Source organism: Streptomyces sp. SS8, from assembly GCF_054072955.1.
This window is the reverse complement of sequence record NZ_JBSVCZ010000019.1, coordinates 80009-95565: the sequence shown is the minus strand read 5'-3', so window position 1 is coordinate 95565 and position 15557 is coordinate 80009. Positions and strand designations below refer to the sequence as shown.

Here is a 15557-nt window from a genome sequence, read left to right as displayed (position 1 = left end):
CCCGTCCGGCTCCCACCCCCCGGCCACCGCCGCGGAAACGGCGGCCGCCGCGGCAACGGCCGTGGCAGCGGCCACGGCAACGCCCGCGGCGGGGGCGGCTCCCGCCGCGCCCCGCGCGGCCGGGCCGCCGCACCGGGGGCGGCCGTACGCGGCAGGACCCCCAGGGCCGTCCGCACCCCCACCGTGCTCCAGATGGAGGCGGTCGAGTGCGGCGCCGCCGCGCTGGCCATGGTGCTCGGCCACCACGGCCGCTTCGTCCCCCTGGAGGAGCTGCGCATCGCCTGCGGCGTCTCCCGCGACGGCTCCCGGGCCGGCAACATCCTCAAGGCCGCCCGCGGCTACGGGCTGCGGGCCAAGGGCATGCAGATGGACCTCGCGGCGCTCGCCGGACTGCGCGGACCGGCCATCCTGTTCTGGGAGTTCAACCACTACGTCGTCTACGACGGCATGGGCCGCCGCCTGGGCCGCCGCGGCGTGTACGTCAACGACCCCGGCAAGGGGCGGCGGTTCGTCCCCCTGGAGGAGTTCGACACCAGTTTCACCGGCGTCGTCCTCACCTTCGAGCCCGACGCGGGCTTCCGCGGCGGCGGCCGCAGGCCCGGCGTCCTGGGCGCCATGCCCGCCCGGCTGCGCGGCACCCGCGGCACCCTGCTGGCGGCCGTGCTCGCCAGCCTGCTGCTGGTGGCCGTCGGCGCGACGGTGCCCGCGCTGAGCCGCACCTACATCGACATGTTCCTCATCGGGGGGCAGTCCTCGCTGCTGGGCGTGCTCTTCGCGTCGATGGCGGCCGCCCTGGCGCTCACCGCCGTCCTCACCGGGATCCAGCAGGCCAACCTGCTGCGCGGGCACATCATCTCCTCCACCCTGGCCAGTGCCCGCTTCTTCCGGCACCTGCTGCGCCTGCCGGTGTCCTTCTTCACCCAGCGCAACCCCGCCGACCTCGTCCAGCGGCTGCAGTCCAACGACACGGTCGCCGAGACCCTCGCCCGCGACCTGGCCGCCGCGGGCGTGGACGCCGTGGTGGTCGTGCTCTACGCGGCGCTGCTGTGGACCTACGACCCGCAGCTGACCGTCGTCGGGGTCGGCGTGGCCCTGCTCAACGTGGTGGCCATGCGCGTCGTGCTCCATCTGCGCTCCACCGGCACCCAGAAGCTGCGCGCCGACCTCGCCCGGCTGACCAACACCTCCTACAGCGGCCTCCAGCTCATCGAGACCATGAAGGCCACCGGCGGCGAGCAGGGCTTCTTCCGCCGCTGGGCCGGTCAGCACGCGGCCACCCTCGACGTGCAGCAGCGGCTGGGCGTGCCCAGCGCGTGGCTGGCGGTCGCCGCGCCCGTGCTGGCCACGCTCAACAGCGCGCTGATCCTGATGATCGGCGGCCTGCGGGCGGTCGAGGGGCATCTGACGGTCGGTCTGCTCGTCGCCTTCCAGACCCTGATGACCAGCTTCACCGCGCCGATCACCCGCCTCAACGGGGTGGCGGGCCGGATCCAGGACTTCGCGGCCGATGTCGCCCGCCTGCGGGACGTGGAGAACTTCCCCGTCGACCCGCTCTACACGCGGCGTGAGCCCGTCCCCAGCACCCGGCGCCTGACGGGCCATGTGGAGCTGGAGGACATCACCTTCGGCTACAGCCCCCTGGACCCGCCGCTGCTGAAGGGCTTCTCGCTCACCGTCGGCCCCGGCCGGCAGGTCGCGCTCGTCGGCGGCTCCGGCAGCGGCAAGTCCACCGTCTCCCGGCTGATCTCCGGCCTGCACACCCCCTGGGAGGGGGCCGTCCGCATCGACGGGATGCGGCTGGAGGACATCCCGCGCGGCGCGCTGGCGGCTTCGGTGTCCTTCGTCGACCAGGACGTCTTCCTCTTCGAGGGCACCGTCCGCGACAACGTCGCGCTGTGGGACCCCTCCATCCCGGACGAGGCCGTCGTCGCGGCCCTGAAGGACGCCGCCGTGTACGACGTGGTCGCCCGCCGCCCCGGCGGCATCCACAGCCGGGTCGAGCAGGGCGGCCGCAACCTCTCCGGCGGCCAGCGCCAGCGGCTGGAGATCGCCCGGGCGCTGGTGCGCCGCCCCAGCGTCCTGGTCCTGGACGAGGTGACCAGCGCGCTGGACGCGGTGACCGAGCAGACCATCATCGACAACCTGCGGCGGCGCGGCTGCGCCTGCGTGGTGATCGCCCACCGCCTGAGCACGGTGCGCGACAGCGACGAGATCGTCGTGCTCGACCGGGGCGCGGTCGTGGAGCGCGGCCGCCACGAGGACCTGGTCGCGGCCGGCGGGCCGTACGCCGAACTGGTCAGGGAGCACTGAGTTGACGACCCCCCACCTCCCGTACGTCCCCGACATCCCGCACACCCCGCGCGCCCCCCGTGCCCAGCACACCCCGCACGCCCCCCATGCCCAGCACGCCGACCCCGTCGTCGCGGCCCTGGGCGGTCTGGGCACGGCGGTCGGCTGCGCCGGCGTGCGCAGCCTGTCCCTGGAGGGCCCGCACGTGCTGTGGCTCGTCGTGGACGGGGCCCTGGACCTGTTCGCCGTCGGCTCGGCGAGCTCGGGCCACTGGCACTTCCTGGGCCGGCTGGAGGCGGGCACGCTGCTGCTGGGCCCGGTCGAGGGCCTCGAGCACACCCTGGTCGGCCGCCCCCTGGAGGGCTGCCGGCTGCACCGCGTCGAGCTGCGGGAGCTGCCCCACCCCGCCCGGGCCGCACCCTCGTGGAACGGGGACGGCTGGGACACCGGGCAGTGGACGGCGGGCCAGTGGGCCGGAGCGGGCACCGCGGCCGACGGCCGGGGGAGCGGCGCAGCCGGCCCGTGGGACGGGGCCCCCGGCCGGCTCAGCCCGCTGGAGCAGGCGTTCGCGCTCGGCATCGGCCGCGGCCTGCGGGTGCTCTACGAGGCGCCGCTGGACGGCCCCGCCCCCACCGACGGGCACGGGCCCCCGGCCGACGACGACGTCCTGTGGATGCACGTCGCCCCCGGCAGCGTGCTGTACGGCGCCGCCTACCAGGCGGAGGCCGCGGGCACGCTGCTGGTCGACACGGCGATGTGGCAGGGCATGGTCGACCAGCAGTACCGGCTGCTGTACGCCCTGGACCGCTGGATCGAGGAGCTGGAACGCACCCACGAGGACCGCACCGCGGCCGGCATCGAGGCCGGCGAGGCCGCCCGCACCCAGGCGGACCAGGCGCTGCTGGCCTCCATCGGCCGCCCCGGACGCACCCCCCGGCGCCGCGCGGGCGACGACGCGGTCCTCGCCGTCTGCCGGCTGGTGGCCGGGCGGGCCGGCATCACCCTGACCGAGCCGGGCGGCGCGGGCGGGGCGGACGCCGTCCCCGAGCGCACGGACCCGGTCGAGCGCATCGCGATCGCCTCCGGCGTGCGCACCCGCACCGTCAGGCTCACCGGACGCTGGTGGCGCGAGGACAGCGGCCCCCTGGTCGGCCGCCGCACCCGGGGCCCGGCGGGGCCGGAGTCCGGGGAGGGCACGCCCGTGGCGCTGCTGTGGCGGCGCGGCGGCTACGAGGCGGTGGACCCGGCCACCGGCGAACGCGAACGCGTCGGCAGCTCCAACGCGGCCCGCTTCGAGCCGCGTGCCGTGATGTTCTACCGCCCGCTGCCCGACCGCCCGCTGGGCCTGCCCGGACTGCTGCGCTTCAGCGTGCGCGGCACCCGCGCCGAGCTGCGCGACCTGGCCCTGGGCGGCCTGGTCGCCGTCGGCCTGGGCGCACTGGTGCCCATCGCCACCGGCAAGGTGCTCGGCGAGTACGTGCCCGGCGGCGAGACCGGGCTCATCGTGCAGACGGCCCTGGCGCTCATCGCCGCGGGCGTCGTCTCGGCCGCCTTCATGCTGATGCAGAACACCGCCGTCCTGCGGCTGGAGGGCCGTATCGAGGCGACGCTCCAGCCCGCCGTGTGGGACCGGCTGCTGCGGCTGCCGACGACGTTCTTCACGGGCCGCTCCACCGGCGAGCTGGCCGGCGCGGCCATGGGCGTCGGCGCCATCCGCCGGGTGCTCTCCGGCATCAGCACGGTGGCCCTGCAGGCGACCACCGTGGGCGCGGTCAACCTCGTCCTGCTGCTGGTCTACAGCGTGCCGCTGGCGCTGGCGGCGATCGCCCTGCTGCTGGTCGTCGCCGCGGTCTTCCTGGCGCTGGGGCTGTGGCAGCTGCGCTACCAGCGGCAGCTGGTGAAGCTCGGGCTCAAGCTGGACAACCGCGCCTTCCAGACCCTGCGCGGACTGCCCAAGCTGCGTGTCGCCGCGGCCGAGAGCTTCGCCTACGCCGCCTGGGCGCGGGAGTTCGCCCGTACCCGCGAGCTCCAGCGGCGCATCGGCCGGATCAGGAACGCCGTCTCCGTCCTCAACGCGGTCTACCTGCCGCTGTGCACGCTGGCGATGTTCATGCTGCTGGCCGGACCGGCCCGCGGCAGCATGTCCGCCGCGGAGTTCCTCACCTTCAACACCGCCGTGACGCTGATGCTGTCCTCGGCCACCCAGCTGACCGGCGCGCTGATCTCGGCCGCCGCGGTGCTGCCGATGTTCGAGCAGGTCAGGCCGATCCTGAACGAGCTGCCGGAGGTGGACGGCGGCAGTGTGCCGCCGGGCGAGCTGAGCGGCGCCGTCGAGGCCCGGCAGCTGACCTACCGCTACGGCGACGACGGCCCGCCGGTCCTGGACGGCGTGGACCTGAGGATCGGGCCGGGCGAGTTCGTCGCGATCGTCGGGGCCAGCGGCTGCGGCAAGTCGACGCTGCTGCGGCTGCTCATCGGCTTCGACCGGCCGGTCTCCGGCAGTGTGCTCTACGACGGCCAGGACCTGGCGGCCCTGGACCGGACGGCCGTGCGCCGCCAGTGCGGCGTCGTCCTGCAGAACGCCCAGCCGCTGACCGGCTCGATCCTGGAGTGCATCCGCGGCGCCGAGCCGTTCACGCCGGAGGAGGCGTGGGAGGCGGCCGCGATGGCCGGTCTGGCCGAGGACATCAAGGCCATGCCCATGGGCATGCACACCATGCTGTCGGACGGCGGCGGCACCATCTCCGGCGGCCAGCGCCAGCGGCTGATGATCGCCCAGGCGCTGATCCGCAGGCCGCGCGTCCTCTTCCTGGACGAGGCCACCAGCGCGCTGGACAACGAGGCGCAGAGCGTGGTCATGGCCTCCACCCGCGCCCTGCGCTGCACCCGCGTCGTCATCGCCCACCGGCTGTCGACCGTCATGGACGCCGACCGGGTGATCGTCATGTCGGACGGCCGGGTGGTGCAGCAGGGGGCTCCCGCGGACCTGCTCGCCGACACCGGCGGCCTCTTCCACGAGCTGGTCCGCCGCCAGCTCGGCTGACCCGGCCCGGTCCCGGCCCCTGCCGGGAGGCCCGTCCGGAACCCGCCCGGAACCCCGCCCGGACGGCCCCGGCGGCCGGCCGGGGCCCGTACCGCCGCGGCGCCTCATACCCGGGCCGGGAGGACGGTGTCTGTGACGGTTGTCACCGCACGGGTGTGAGCTGCGATTTATGCCGGGCACACCGACGGGACTAACCTGCAAGGCGGACATGCCGCGCGCTCCGCAGACGCCGCGGCCACGCGGCACGCCCACGCTGACAACGAACCGCGACACCACAACTAGGGACGGACGCGCGTGGACCTGTTCGAGTACCAGGCGAGGGATCTCTTCGCCAAGCATGACGTACCGGTGCTGGCCGGTGAAGTCATCGACACGCCCGAGGCGGCGCGCGAGGTGACCGAGCGACTCGGCGGTCGCGCGGTCGTCAAGGCGCAGGTCAAGACCGGCGGCCGGGGCAAGGCCGGCGGTGTGAAGCTGGCCTCCGACCCGGACGACGCCGTCGAGAAGGCCCGCCAGATCCTGGGCATGGACATCAAGGGCCACACCGTTCACAAGGTGATGCTGGCCCAGACCGCGGACATCGCGGAGGAGTACTACGTCTCCTTCCTGCTGGACCGCGCCAACCGCACCTTCCTCGCGATGGCGTCCGTCGAGGGCGGCATGGACATCGAGGAGGTCGCGGCCACCAAGCCCGAGGCCCTGGCCAAGATCCCGGTGGACGCCGTCGAGGGCGTCACCGAGGCCAAGGCCCGCGAGATCGTCGAGGCCGCGAGGTTCCCGGCCGACGTCGCCGACGCGATCGTCGACGCCGTGCGGAAGCTGTGGGACGTCTTCGTCAAGGAGGACGCCCTCCTCGTCGAGGTGAACCCGCTGGTCAAGACCGGCGACGGCCGGATCATCGCGCTGGACGGCAAGGTGTCCCTGGACGCGGGCGCCGAGTTCCGCCAGCCGGACCACGCCGCCCTGGAGGACAAGGCCGCGGCCGACCCGCTGGAGGCCGCCGCCAAGGCCAAGGGCCTGAACTACGTCAAGCTCGACGGCCAGGTCGGCATCATCGGCAACGGCGCGGGCCTTGTCATGAGCACCCTGGACGTCGTGGCCTACGCCGGTGAGAACCACGGCGGCGTCAAGCCCGCCAACTTCCTCGACATCGGCGGCGGCGCCTCCGCCGAGGTCATGGCCAACGGCCTGGAGATCATCCTCGGCGACCCGGACGTCAAGTCCGTCTTCGTCAACGTCTTCGGCGGCATCACCGCCTGCGACGCCGTCGCCAACGGCATCGTGCAGGCCCTGGAGCTGCTGAAGTCCAAGGGCGAGGACGTCTCCAAGCCGCTGGTGGTGCGCCTGGACGGCAACAACGCGGAGCTGGGCCGCAAGATCCTGAACGACGCCGACCACCCGCTGGTGCAGCAGGTGGACACCATGGACGGCGCGGCCGAGCGTGCCGCCGAGCTGGCCGCGAAGTAACGAAGGACGAGGACACCGACAACAATGGCTATCTTCCTCACCAAGGAGAGCAAGGTCATCGTCCAGGGGATGACCGGCTCCGAGGGCCAGAAGCACACCCGGCGCATGCTGGCCTCCGGCACCAACATCGTCGGCGGCGTCAACCCGCGCAAGGCGGGCACGAGCGTCGACTTCGACGGGCCCCCTGCGCCTGGCGGCGCGGGAGGTACCCCCACCTCGGTGCCGGTCTTCGGCACGGTCAAGGAGGCCATGGAGGCCACCGGCGCCGACGTCACCGTCGTCTTCGTCCCGGAGAAGTTCACCAAGAGCGCGGTCATCGAGGCGATCGACGCCGAGATCCCGCTCGCCGTGGTGATCACCGAGGGCATCGCCGTCCACGACACCGCCGAGTTCTGGGCCTACGCGGGCTCCAAGGGCAACAAGACCCGCATCATCGGCCCGAACTGCCCCGGCCTGATCACCCCCGGCCAGTCCAACGCGGGCATCATCCCGGCCGACATCACCAAGCCGGGCCGCATCGGCCTGGTCTCGAAGTCCGGCACGCTGACGTACCAGATGATGTACGAGCTGCGCGACCTCGGCTTCTCGACCTGCGTCGGCATCGGCGGCGACCCGATCATCGGCACCACCCACATCGACGCCCTCAAGGCGTTCGAGGCCGACCCCGACACCGACCTGATCGTGATGATCGGCGAGATCGGCGGCGACGCCGAGGAGCGGGCCGCGGACTTCATCAAGGCCAACGTCACCAAGCCGGTCGTCGGCTACGTCGCGGGCTTCACCGCCCCCGAGGGCAAGACCATGGGCCACGCCGGCGCCATCGTCTCCGGCTCCTCCGGCACCGCCCAGGCGAAGAAGGAGGCCCTGGAGGCCGCGGGTGTGAAGGTCGGCAAGACGCCGTCCGAGACCGCCCGTCTGGCGCGCGAGCTGCTCGCCGGCTGACGCGGCCGGCACGGCACGGCGCGGGCCCGCACCCCTGGAAAGGGGTGCGGGCCCGCGCCGTTCGGGGGTCCCCGGGCGGTCTCAGCGGGCCGCCCGGTCCTGCTGCCCGCCCGTGGAGGACCCGGAGGCGGCCGGGGCCTTGGCCTCCCGCGGCGCCTGCCGGGCGGAGTCGTGCGCCTGCGGTCCGGCCAGGGACGCCAGCACCGCCGCCGCGGCCACCAGCGCGGTCGCCCCGAACGAGGCGCCCGTCCGCAGCCGCGCCGTCCGCTCGCTGCCGTCGCGCGCCGTACGGGCGGACGGGAGTTCGGGCAGGGAGCCGGCGTCCGCCAGCTCCTCCAGCATCGAGCGGATGATCTCCCTGCGCCGGTCCGGCGCGACACGGCGCAGGCCGGGCACGTACTCGGCCAGCGCCTCGCGCGCGTGCATCAGCCGTGCGGCCGTGGCGGCGGTGCTCGCCTCGCTCTCGGCGGCCGTCTCCGACAGCCCCAGCCCCAGGCCGTCGTGCAGCAGCAGCGTGCGGCGGTAGGAGGGCGGCAGGTCCAGCAGTGCCTCCGGCGGCAGCCTTCCGCTCTCCGGCGCGCCCTCCGACCCGTTCACCGACCCGTTCACCGCCCCGTCCCTCCGGGCCGCGCGGCGGCGGGGGTCCAGCCGGTGCCAGGGCGAGAGGGCGTGGTCGTAGGCGGCCGTCCGCACCCAGCCGGCCGGATCCCGGTCCACGGCGACCTCGGGCCACCGCTCCCACGCCTGCCGGAAGGCGTGCCGTACGGCCCGTACGGCCGGTTCCCGGTCTCCGGTGAGCAGATACGTCTGGCGCAGCAGCGGCCGGGCCAGGCGCGCGTACAGCAGATCGAACGCCTCGGCCGGCCCGTCCGCCGCCTCCGGGCGGGGGAGGTCCGCGGTCTCCGCGAGCCCGGACGACCGCCCGGCGGCGGGCTCCCCGTGCTCGGCGGCCTCCGGGGCCGCGTCCTCGGCGGGCGCGGGGAGGGAGAGTGTCTCGGTCATGCTGGCCGCCCCCTACGGGTCGTCATGATTGCGGCGGTATGGACGCCATACCGCCGCACTGTATGAAAAAACTGCATAGCGTACTGTGTGCGACACATCGACTTTTTCCCTGTTCCCCGGGCGAATCGGGCGTTGTTGGCAGCATGTCGGCGTGCATCCCATGACCCGCCGCGAGGCGTCGCCCTCCCCACCGCCCCCGCATGCCCTCGCGCTCGTCCCTCATGCGCCGGTCCCTCCCCGCGACCGTCTTCTGGACGGTGTGATGGCCGCGGGTCTGGGCCTGGGCGGAATCGCGGTCCTCGTCATGCTGCTGTGGATCACCTCGCCCCACCCCGACGACGGTCCCGGCGGTGCGCTGCGCATCGCCGCCGACCTCTGGCTGGTGGCACACGGTGCCCCCCTCGTCCGTACCGAAACCCTCAGCGGTTCCCCCGCACCGGTCGGGCTGGTGCCCCTGCTGCTGTGCGCCGTGCCGGTGTGGCTGCTGCACCGAACGGCCCGCGGCGCGGTCCGGGGGACGGCCTCCGTACGAGCCCCCGTACGAGTCCCCGACCGTGATGCCGGTCGGGGGGCCGGTGCGGGCTCCGGTGCGGGGGACACGGGCGCGGCATGGCGTGCCACGTGCTGGATCGTCGCCGGGTACCTGCTGGTCGCGGCGGCCGTCACCGTCTACGCGGCCTCCGGCCCCATCCGGGTCGATCCGCTGGGCGCCGCGCTGCGCCTGCCCGCCGTGGTGGCCGCGGCCGCGGCGGCGGGGACGTGGACGGGCCTGGGGCGGCCGCTGCCCGATGCCCCGCCGAGGCTCCTGCGCCGGGCGTGCCGGACGCGCGGGCGGACGGAGCGGTCGGTGCTCACCCGCGCCGCCGCGTCGGCCGCCCTGCGCGGCGCCGCCGCGTCGGCCGCGGCGCTGTGCGCCGGGGGCGCACTGCTGGCGGCGGGCGCCCTGCTCTGGCAGGTGGCCACAGCCCGGCGGGCCGCCTTCCCGGCGCCGGAGCAGTGGGCCCCGACATGGCCGGGCCTGGCCGCGGTCCTGCTGCTGGCCCTGGCCCTGACGCCCAACGCGGCCGTCTGGGGCGCGGCGTACGGCCTCGGCCCCGGGTTCACGCTCGGGGGAGGCAGCACGGTGCGCCCCGCGGCCGTGACCGGCCTGCCGCCGCTGCCGGACTTCCCACTGCTGGCGGCCGCACCGGCCGAAGGGCCGGGCACCCCCGTGACCTGGGCCGTAGCGTTCGTGGTCCCGCTGGCGGGCGGAGGGTTCGCGGCGTGGTGCGTGGCGCGCGCGGCCGTACCCGCCGCGGGAGGTCCCGCGGTACTGGACGGACGGACGACCGCCTGCGCGGTCGTGCTGGCCGCCTGCGGCTGCGGCGTGGCGATGGCGGCGCTGGCCGCCTGCGCGGGCGGCCCGCTGGGCACTGGGGCGCTGGCCCGCCTCGGCCCGGACTGGCGGCTCACCGGGGCCGCGGCGCTGGGCTGGACGGCCGCCCTGGGGGTGCCCGCGGCCCTGGTCATGCGGGCCTGGCGGCTGCGCCCGGCCCGCGGGCGCTGACCTCCGGCGGCCGTGAAGCCCCCGGAGGTCCCTGAGCTCCCCCGCACCCGTCGCGGACGCCGTGGCATCGGCGACCGCGCCCCGCCTCACTCCTCGCGTTCGGGAACACCGAACAGCGGGCGCAGCTGCTCGGGCAGATGCCGCTCGCACGCCTGGCGCGAGGAGCTGGTGAGGGCGTCCTCGACACAGACGAAGTAGTCGCGGTAGACGAGCTGGACGGTGAACTGCGCGGCGATGACCATCAGCGCGAGGATCCCGGTGACCAGCCCGGTCACCGCCGCCGCCAGCTGCGGCCGGCCCGAGCGGCCGGCCTCCGGGCCGGCGGGGGCGGGCGCCCGGCCCGCGCCGGGCTCCAAAGCGGCGGAACGGTCGGTGCCCGCCACGTCCTCCGGCCGGGCGGCCGCCCGGCCGGTCTCCGCACCGGCACCGGTGCCTCCGGCGCCGCCGTCCGTACCGCCGCCCGTGCCCGGCTTGCCGCGGATGGCGCCGACGCCCCAGTACACGGCCAGCGCGCCCAGCGGCACCGCCAGCCAGGGGAAGCCGAAGAAGGCGAAGATCAGCCCCCAGCCGCCGATGACCAGGGCGTACCGGGCCCGGCGCTGGACGGGGTCGGTCGGGTCCCAGCGCATACCGCCGGGAGCGCCGCCCTGCCCGCCGTTCCGCTCCGGACGGCCACCGCTGCCGAAGCCGCCGCTCTGACGGCCCGGCTGGCGGCTGCTCCACCTGCTGCCCCAGTCGGGCGAGGAGCCCTCCGGCCGGTCGCCGCCTCGGCCGTCGCCGTCCCCGTCACCGTCGCCTCGCGGGGAGTCCGGCGAGCCGGAGGAACCGGACGCGTCGGACCCCCGGTACCCGCGCGGACGCCAGGGCCGCTCGGGGCGGCCCTCGGGCGGCGCGGCGAAGGGGTTGTCGTCATCCCGGTCGCGGACGAGCCGGCCGCCGGAGAGCGAGTCGGAGACAGGCAGGCCGGGGAGGGGCAGGCCGGAGGGGGACGGGCCGGCGGGGCGCCGCGGCCGGAGCGGGCCCGGGGCGGCAACGGTCGTCATCCCGGTCGAGTTCTCAGGGGCCGCGCGGAGTCGTCGGTCCGTCATGTGCTCTGTGTCTTCCCCTAGATGTCGTCCCGGCCCCGGGCCGTTCGCCGATGTGTGGCCCTGACGCTACCGGGCGGCCGTCCCCCCGTCCCGAGGGGGCCTTCCGGTGTGCCGGTATCGTTGCTGACGGTCGGCCGCTTCGTAGGGTTCCCCGGATTCGTCCGCCCCACGGATTCGTACGACCGTACAAAGCCGCACCGTCCCACCGAGAGATCCGAGAAGAGCCTCGTCGTGGCTTCCGCTTCCCGTTCCTTCGCCTCCCACTCCCCGGCCCGCGTCGTGGTCCTCGTATCGGGTTCGGGCACGAACCTCCAGGCGCTCCTCGACGCCGTCGCCGAGGAGCGGCCGGACGCCTTCGGCGCCGAGATCGTCGCCGTCGGGGCCGACCGCGACGGCATCGCCGGGCTGGAGCGCGCAGAGCGCGCCGGGCTGCCCACCTTCGTCTGCCGCGTGCGCGACCACGCCGGCCGGGACGCCTGGGACCGCGCGCTGGCCGAGGCGGTGGCGGCCCACGAGCCCGATCTGGTGGTCTCCGCCGGCTTCATGAAGATCGTGGGCAAGGAGTTCCTCGCCCGGTTCGGCGGGCGCCTGATCAACACCCACCCCGCCCTGCTCCCCAGCTTTCCCGGCGCCCACGGCGTGCGCGACGCGCTCGCGTACGGCGTGAAGGTCACCGGGTGCACCGTCCACTTCGTCGACGACGGCGTCGACACCGGCCCGATCATCGCCCAGGGCGTGGTCGAGGTGCGGGAGGAGGACGACGAGTCCACGCTCCACGAGCGGATCAAGGAAGTCGAGCGGCGGCTGCTCGTCGACACGGTGCGACGCATCGCCCGCCACGGCTACCGCATCGAGGCAAGAAAGGTCATTCTCGGTCATGACTGAAGGCTCCGAGACCACCACCGAGGCCCCCGAGGCCACCAGGCGGCCCGTCCGCCGCGCGCTGGTCAGCGTCTACGACAAGACGGGACTGGAGGAGCTGGCCCGCGGCCTGGACGCGGCGGGCGTCAAGCTCGTCTCGACCGGCTCGACGGCCGCGCGGATCGCCGCCGCGGGCGTGGAGGTCACCCGGGTCGAGGAGCTGACCGGCTTCCCCGAGTGCCTGGACGGCCGGGTGAAGACCCTCCACCCGCGCGTGCACGCGGGCATCCTGGCCGACCTGCGCCTGGAGGACCACCGCAGGCAGCTCGAGGAGCTGGACGTGGAGCCCTTCGACCTCGTCGTCGTCAACCTCTACCCCTTCCGGGAGACCGTCGCCTCCGGCGCCTCCCCGGACGAGTGCGTGGAGCAGATCGACATCGGCGGCCCGTCGATGGTCCGCGCCGCGGCCAAGAACCACCCCTCCGTCGCCGTCGTCGTCAACCCCGGCCGCTACGGCGAGGTGCTGAAGGCCGTGGGCGACGGCGGCTTCGACCTCGCGACGCGCAGGCGGCTGGCCGCCGAGGCGTTCGCGCACACCGCGGCCTACGACGTGGCCGTCGCCTCCTGGTTCGCGACCGACCACGCCCCGGCCGACGACTCCGGCTTCCCGGAGTTCCTCGGCACCGCCTACCAGCGCGCCGGCGTGCTGCGCTACGGCGAGAACCCGCACCAGGCCGCCGCCCTCTACAGCGACGGCACCGGCGGTCTGGCCGGCGCCGAGCAGCTGCACGGCAAGGAGATGTCCTACAACAACTACACGGACACCGAGGCCGCGCGCCGGGCCGCCCACGACCACGCCGAGCCGTGCGTGGCGATCATCAAGCACGCCAACCCCTGCGGCATCGCCGTCGGCGCGGACGTCGCCGAGGCCCACCGCAAGGCCCACGCCTGCGACCCGCTGTCCGCCTTCGGCGGTGTGATCGCCGTCAACCGCCCGGTCTCCGTGGCCATGGCCGAGCAGGTCGCCGAGATCTTCACCGAGGTCATCGTGGCGCCGGACTACGAGGACGGCGCCGTCGAGGTGCTGGCCCGCAAGAAGAACATCCGCGTGCTGCGCTGCCCCCAGGCCCCGGCCGCCCGCCTGGAGTACAAGCCGGTCGACGGCGGCGCGCTGCTCCAGGTCGCCGACCGCCTCCAGGCCGAGGGCGACGACCCCGCCGCCTGGACGCTCGCCACCGGCGAGGCGCTGGGCGAGGCGGAGCTGGCGGAGCTGGCCTTCGCCTGGCGCGCCTGCCGGGCGGTGAAGTCCAACGCGATCCTGCTGGCCAGGGACGGCGCCACCGTCGGCGTCGGCATGGGCCAGGTCAACCGGGTGGACTCCGCCAAGCTCGCCGTCCAGCGCGCCGGCGAGGAGCGGGCCCGCGGCTCCTACGCGGCCTCCGACGCCTTCTTCCCCTTCCCCGACGGCTTCCAGGTCCTGGCGGACGCGGGCGTGCGGGCGGTCGTCCAGCCGGGCGGCTCGGTCCGCGACGAGCAGGTGGTCGAGGCGGCGAAGGAGGCGGGTGTGACGATGTACTTCACGGGCACCCGGCACTTCTTCCACTGAGGTGGACGCACGTTGGGCCGCGCCCCGGCGGGGGCGCGGCCTGCGGTGTGCCCGGGCCGCCGTAGCGGGCCTGAGGACCCGGGGGCCCTCAGGCCCGCGGGCGGTTGAACCAGGCCACCGACTCGGCGGAGGACAGCAGCACGATGCAGACGATGCCGAGCACCACCCACAGCAGTCCGAGCGGCAGTGTGAGCAGGCCGATCAGCACCAGGACGGCCGACCAGGCGATGCCCCAGATCCGCAGCCCGTTGCCGCCCTGCGGGAACTTCACGGCCAGCACGATGCCGGCGATCGCGTGGATCAGGAAGAAGACGAACAGCGTGTAGTAGATCCCGGTGCCCACGCCCAGGTCGCCGTAGGTCTCCTCCAGGTCCTCCTCGGCCGCGGCGAAGGTGACGATCGCCAGCAGTGAGAAGAGGGCCTGGAGTCCGCCGGTGATGAAGAAGATCATCCGGGACGAGTTGACCTTGCCCGGCATCGCCCCGGGCGGCCTCCCGGGCGGTCCGGCGGGGGAGCCCATCGGGCCGGGCGGCGGGGCCAGCGGCTGGTCCCCCGGGCCGCCGTAGTGGTCCTGGTGCCCGCCCGGCTGCCCTCCGGGAGGCCGGTCGTACGGGTTCTTCCGGTAGGGGTCGTTCGGGGTGTTCGGGTCGGAGCTGCTCATGGCGTTCTCCTCCGGTTCCTCCGGTCCATCCGAGCGGTCTGTGCGGCGACCGGACGCCGGGGGGCCGTACCCCGGTCCCCCGCGGTACGGCCCCCGGTGTCCGCGCCCTCGCGCGGCGCCCGCCGGGCGGGCCGCGCCACTCCCTCGGGGAGCACCCTTCCCAGTACCGGCCCGCGCATCCCCGGCGAACGCGGGGACGTGCCGGAACGGGGGAGGAACCGGCGGACGGGACTACTGCTGCCGCTTCACGACGACGCTCTTGATCACCTTGTCGGCGAAGGTCTGCTTCTTGTCGTCCCACAGCGGCCACAGGTAGCCGATGTAGCAGGCCGCGCCGTCCAGGAAGTGCGCCAGCTTGCGCACGAAGGCCATGCCGAAGCCGAGCGGCTGCCCGTCGGCCTCCCGCAGCACGCTGATCTTCAGGGCCTTCTTGCCCGGGGTCTGTCCGGTCCTGCCCTCCCTGTGGATCAGCCACAGCTGGCCGGCCAGGGAGAGCAGGGCGCCGACGGCTATCAGCGGCCAGGCGCTGCCGGGCACGTCGGCCGCGTTCTGCGCGCAGATCGTGTCGCCGATCGGGCAGCTGTCGGCCGCGTCGATGACCGCGCCGAGGAACTGCCCGTATCCGACGGCCATCAGGATCCCGGGGATCAGGCCGACGATCAGACCGTCCAGCAGGGTCGCGCCGACCCGGGCGCCCCAGCCCGCGTAGGGCGGCATGCCGCCGCCGTGGGGCTGCTGGGGGTAGTAGGAGGCGTACGCCCCGCCGGGCTGCTGGGGGTACTGCGGGTGCTGGGGGTACGCGCCCTGGGGCGGAACCCCCTGCTGCGGGTGGCCGTAACCGGACTGCGGCGGCGGGCCGTACGGGTCCTGCGGGTGGCTCATGAACTTCTTCCTTACGAGCGAACGGGAAACGGGGACGGTCGGGGCCTGGGGGATGTCCAGGGGACGTCCGGAGGAACACCGCGGCGCCCCCGCGGCTCCGCTGCGCGAGGAACGGTTCGTACGAGAACGTGCCTCCCCCGTGCGCCGCACCCGTCGGCCCCCGCGGGCAC

At 74.7% G+C, this 15557-nt stretch carries 11 protein-coding genes; 7 read left to right on the top strand and 4 right to left on the bottom strand.

From position 1 onward, the window contains the following. The first annotated feature begins 192 nt into the window (after positions 1–192). The 4 genes from ACW69E_RS18900 to sucD all read left to right on the top strand — a co-directional run bounded on the left by ACW69E_RS18900 (position 193) and on the right by sucD (position 7741). Positions 193–2310 carry an NHLP family bacteriocin export ABC transporter peptidase/permease/ATPase subunit gene (locus ACW69E_RS18900; protein ID WP_457499474.1) on the top strand — a complete coding sequence of 706 codons (2118 nt, stop codon included), beginning with the start codon at positions 193–195 and terminating at the stop codon, positions 2308–2310. A 118-nt stretch (positions 2311–2428) separates the two neighbouring features. After that, positions 2429–5332: an NHLP bacteriocin export ABC transporter permease/ATPase subunit gene (locus tag ACW69E_RS18895; protein WP_457499473.1), complete on the top strand. Its 2904-nt coding sequence runs from the start codon at positions 2429–2431 to the stop codon at positions 5330–5332. 294 nt (positions 5333–5626) lie between these two features. Further along, positions 5627–6799: an ADP-forming succinate--CoA ligase subunit beta gene (gene sucC, locus ACW69E_RS18890; RefSeq protein ID WP_457499440.1), complete on the top strand. Its 1173-nt coding sequence runs from the start codon at positions 5627–5629 to the stop codon at positions 6797–6799. 24 nt (positions 6800–6823) lie between these two features. Then, on the top strand, positions 6824–7741 hold the full coding sequence (gene sucD / locus ACW69E_RS18885) for a succinate--CoA ligase subunit alpha (protein ID WP_457499439.1): 918 nt from the start codon (positions 6824–6826) through the stop codon (positions 7739–7741). Between the two features lie 81 nt (positions 7742–7822). On the opposite strand, the gene ACW69E_RS18880 is transcribed toward sucD, so the two are convergent. Further along, positions 7823–8743 carry a hypothetical protein gene (locus tag ACW69E_RS18880; RefSeq protein WP_457499438.1) on the bottom strand — a complete coding sequence of 307 codons (921 nt, stop codon included), beginning with the start codon at positions 8741–8743 and terminating at the stop codon, positions 7823–7825. 160 nt (positions 8744–8903) lie between these two features. Here ACW69E_RS18880 and ACW69E_RS18875 point away from each other — a divergent pair, with 160 nt between their 5' ends. Continuing rightward, complete coding sequence (locus ACW69E_RS18875) at positions 8904–10289, top strand: cell division protein PerM (RefSeq protein ID WP_457499472.1); 1386 nt, start codon at positions 8904–8906, stop codon at positions 10287–10289. 86 nt (positions 10290–10375) lie between these two features. On the opposite strand, the gene ACW69E_RS18870 is transcribed toward ACW69E_RS18875, so the two are convergent. Next, positions 10376–11332 carry a hypothetical protein gene (locus tag ACW69E_RS18870; protein WP_457499437.1) on the bottom strand — a complete coding sequence of 319 codons (957 nt, stop codon included), beginning with the start codon at positions 11330–11332 and terminating at the stop codon, positions 10376–10378. Positions 11333–11608: 276 nt separating this feature from the next. Here ACW69E_RS18870 and purN point away from each other — a divergent pair, with 276 nt between their 5' ends. After that, positions 11609–12262: a phosphoribosylglycinamide formyltransferase gene (gene purN / locus ACW69E_RS18865; RefSeq protein WP_457499436.1), complete on the top strand. Its 654-nt coding sequence runs from the start codon at positions 11609–11611 to the stop codon at positions 12260–12262. Next, on the top strand, positions 12255–13844 hold the full coding sequence (gene purH, locus ACW69E_RS18860; protein WP_457499435.1) for a bifunctional phosphoribosylaminoimidazolecarboxamide formyltransferase/IMP cyclohydrolase: 1590 nt from the start codon (positions 12255–12257) through the stop codon (positions 13842–13844). The genes purN and purH overlap by 8 nt, the downstream gene beginning before the upstream one ends. 88 nt (positions 13845–13932) lie before the next feature. Here the strand turns inward: purH and ACW69E_RS18855 are convergent, their stop codons facing one another. Both ACW69E_RS18855 and ACW69E_RS18850 read right to left on the bottom strand, forming a co-directional pair. Next, positions 13933–14505 (bottom strand): hypothetical protein, encoded by a 573-nt coding sequence (locus ACW69E_RS18855; RefSeq protein ID WP_457499434.1) that lies wholly within the window; start codon positions 14503–14505, stop codon positions 13933–13935. Positions 14506–14736: 231 nt separating this feature from the next. Continuing rightward, positions 14737–15387 carry an RDD family protein gene (locus tag ACW69E_RS18850; RefSeq protein WP_457499433.1) on the bottom strand — a complete coding sequence of 217 codons (651 nt, stop codon included), beginning with the start codon at positions 15385–15387 and terminating at the stop codon, positions 14737–14739. Positions 15388–15557 lie beyond the last annotated feature (170 nt).

What these genes read in the sequence shown, in the direction of transcription:
- ACW69E_RS18900 (WP_457499474.1), top strand. Translation starts at nt 193, where the DNA reads ATGGAGGCGGTCGAGTGCGGCGCCGCCGCGCTGGCCATGGTGCTCGGC.
- sucD (WP_457499439.1), top strand. Translation starts at nt 6,824, where the DNA reads ATGGCTATCTTCCTCACCAAGGAGAGCAAGGTCATCGTCCAGGGGATG.
- ACW69E_RS18880 (WP_457499438.1), bottom strand. Translation starts at nt 8,743, where the DNA reads ATGACCGAGACACTCTCCCTCCCCGCGCCCGCCGAGGACGCGGCCCCG.
- ACW69E_RS18875 (WP_457499472.1), top strand. Translation starts at nt 8,904, where the DNA reads ATGACCCGCCGCGAGGCGTCGCCCTCCCCACCGCCCCCGCATGCCCTC.
- ACW69E_RS18870 (WP_457499437.1), bottom strand. Translation starts at nt 11,332, where the DNA reads ATGACGACCGTTGCCGCCCCGGGCCCGCTCCGGCCGCGGCGCCCCGCC.
- purH (WP_457499435.1), top strand. Translation starts at nt 12,255, where the DNA reads ATGACTGAAGGCTCCGAGACCACCACCGAGGCCCCCGAGGCCACCAGG.
- ACW69E_RS18855 (WP_457499434.1), bottom strand. Translation starts at nt 14,505, where the DNA reads ATGAGCAGCTCCGACCCGAACACCCCGAACGACCCCTACCGGAAGAAC.
- ACW69E_RS18850 (WP_457499433.1), bottom strand. Translation starts at nt 15,387, where the DNA reads ATGAGCCACCCGCAGGACCCGTACGGCCCGCCGCCGCAGTCCGGTTAC.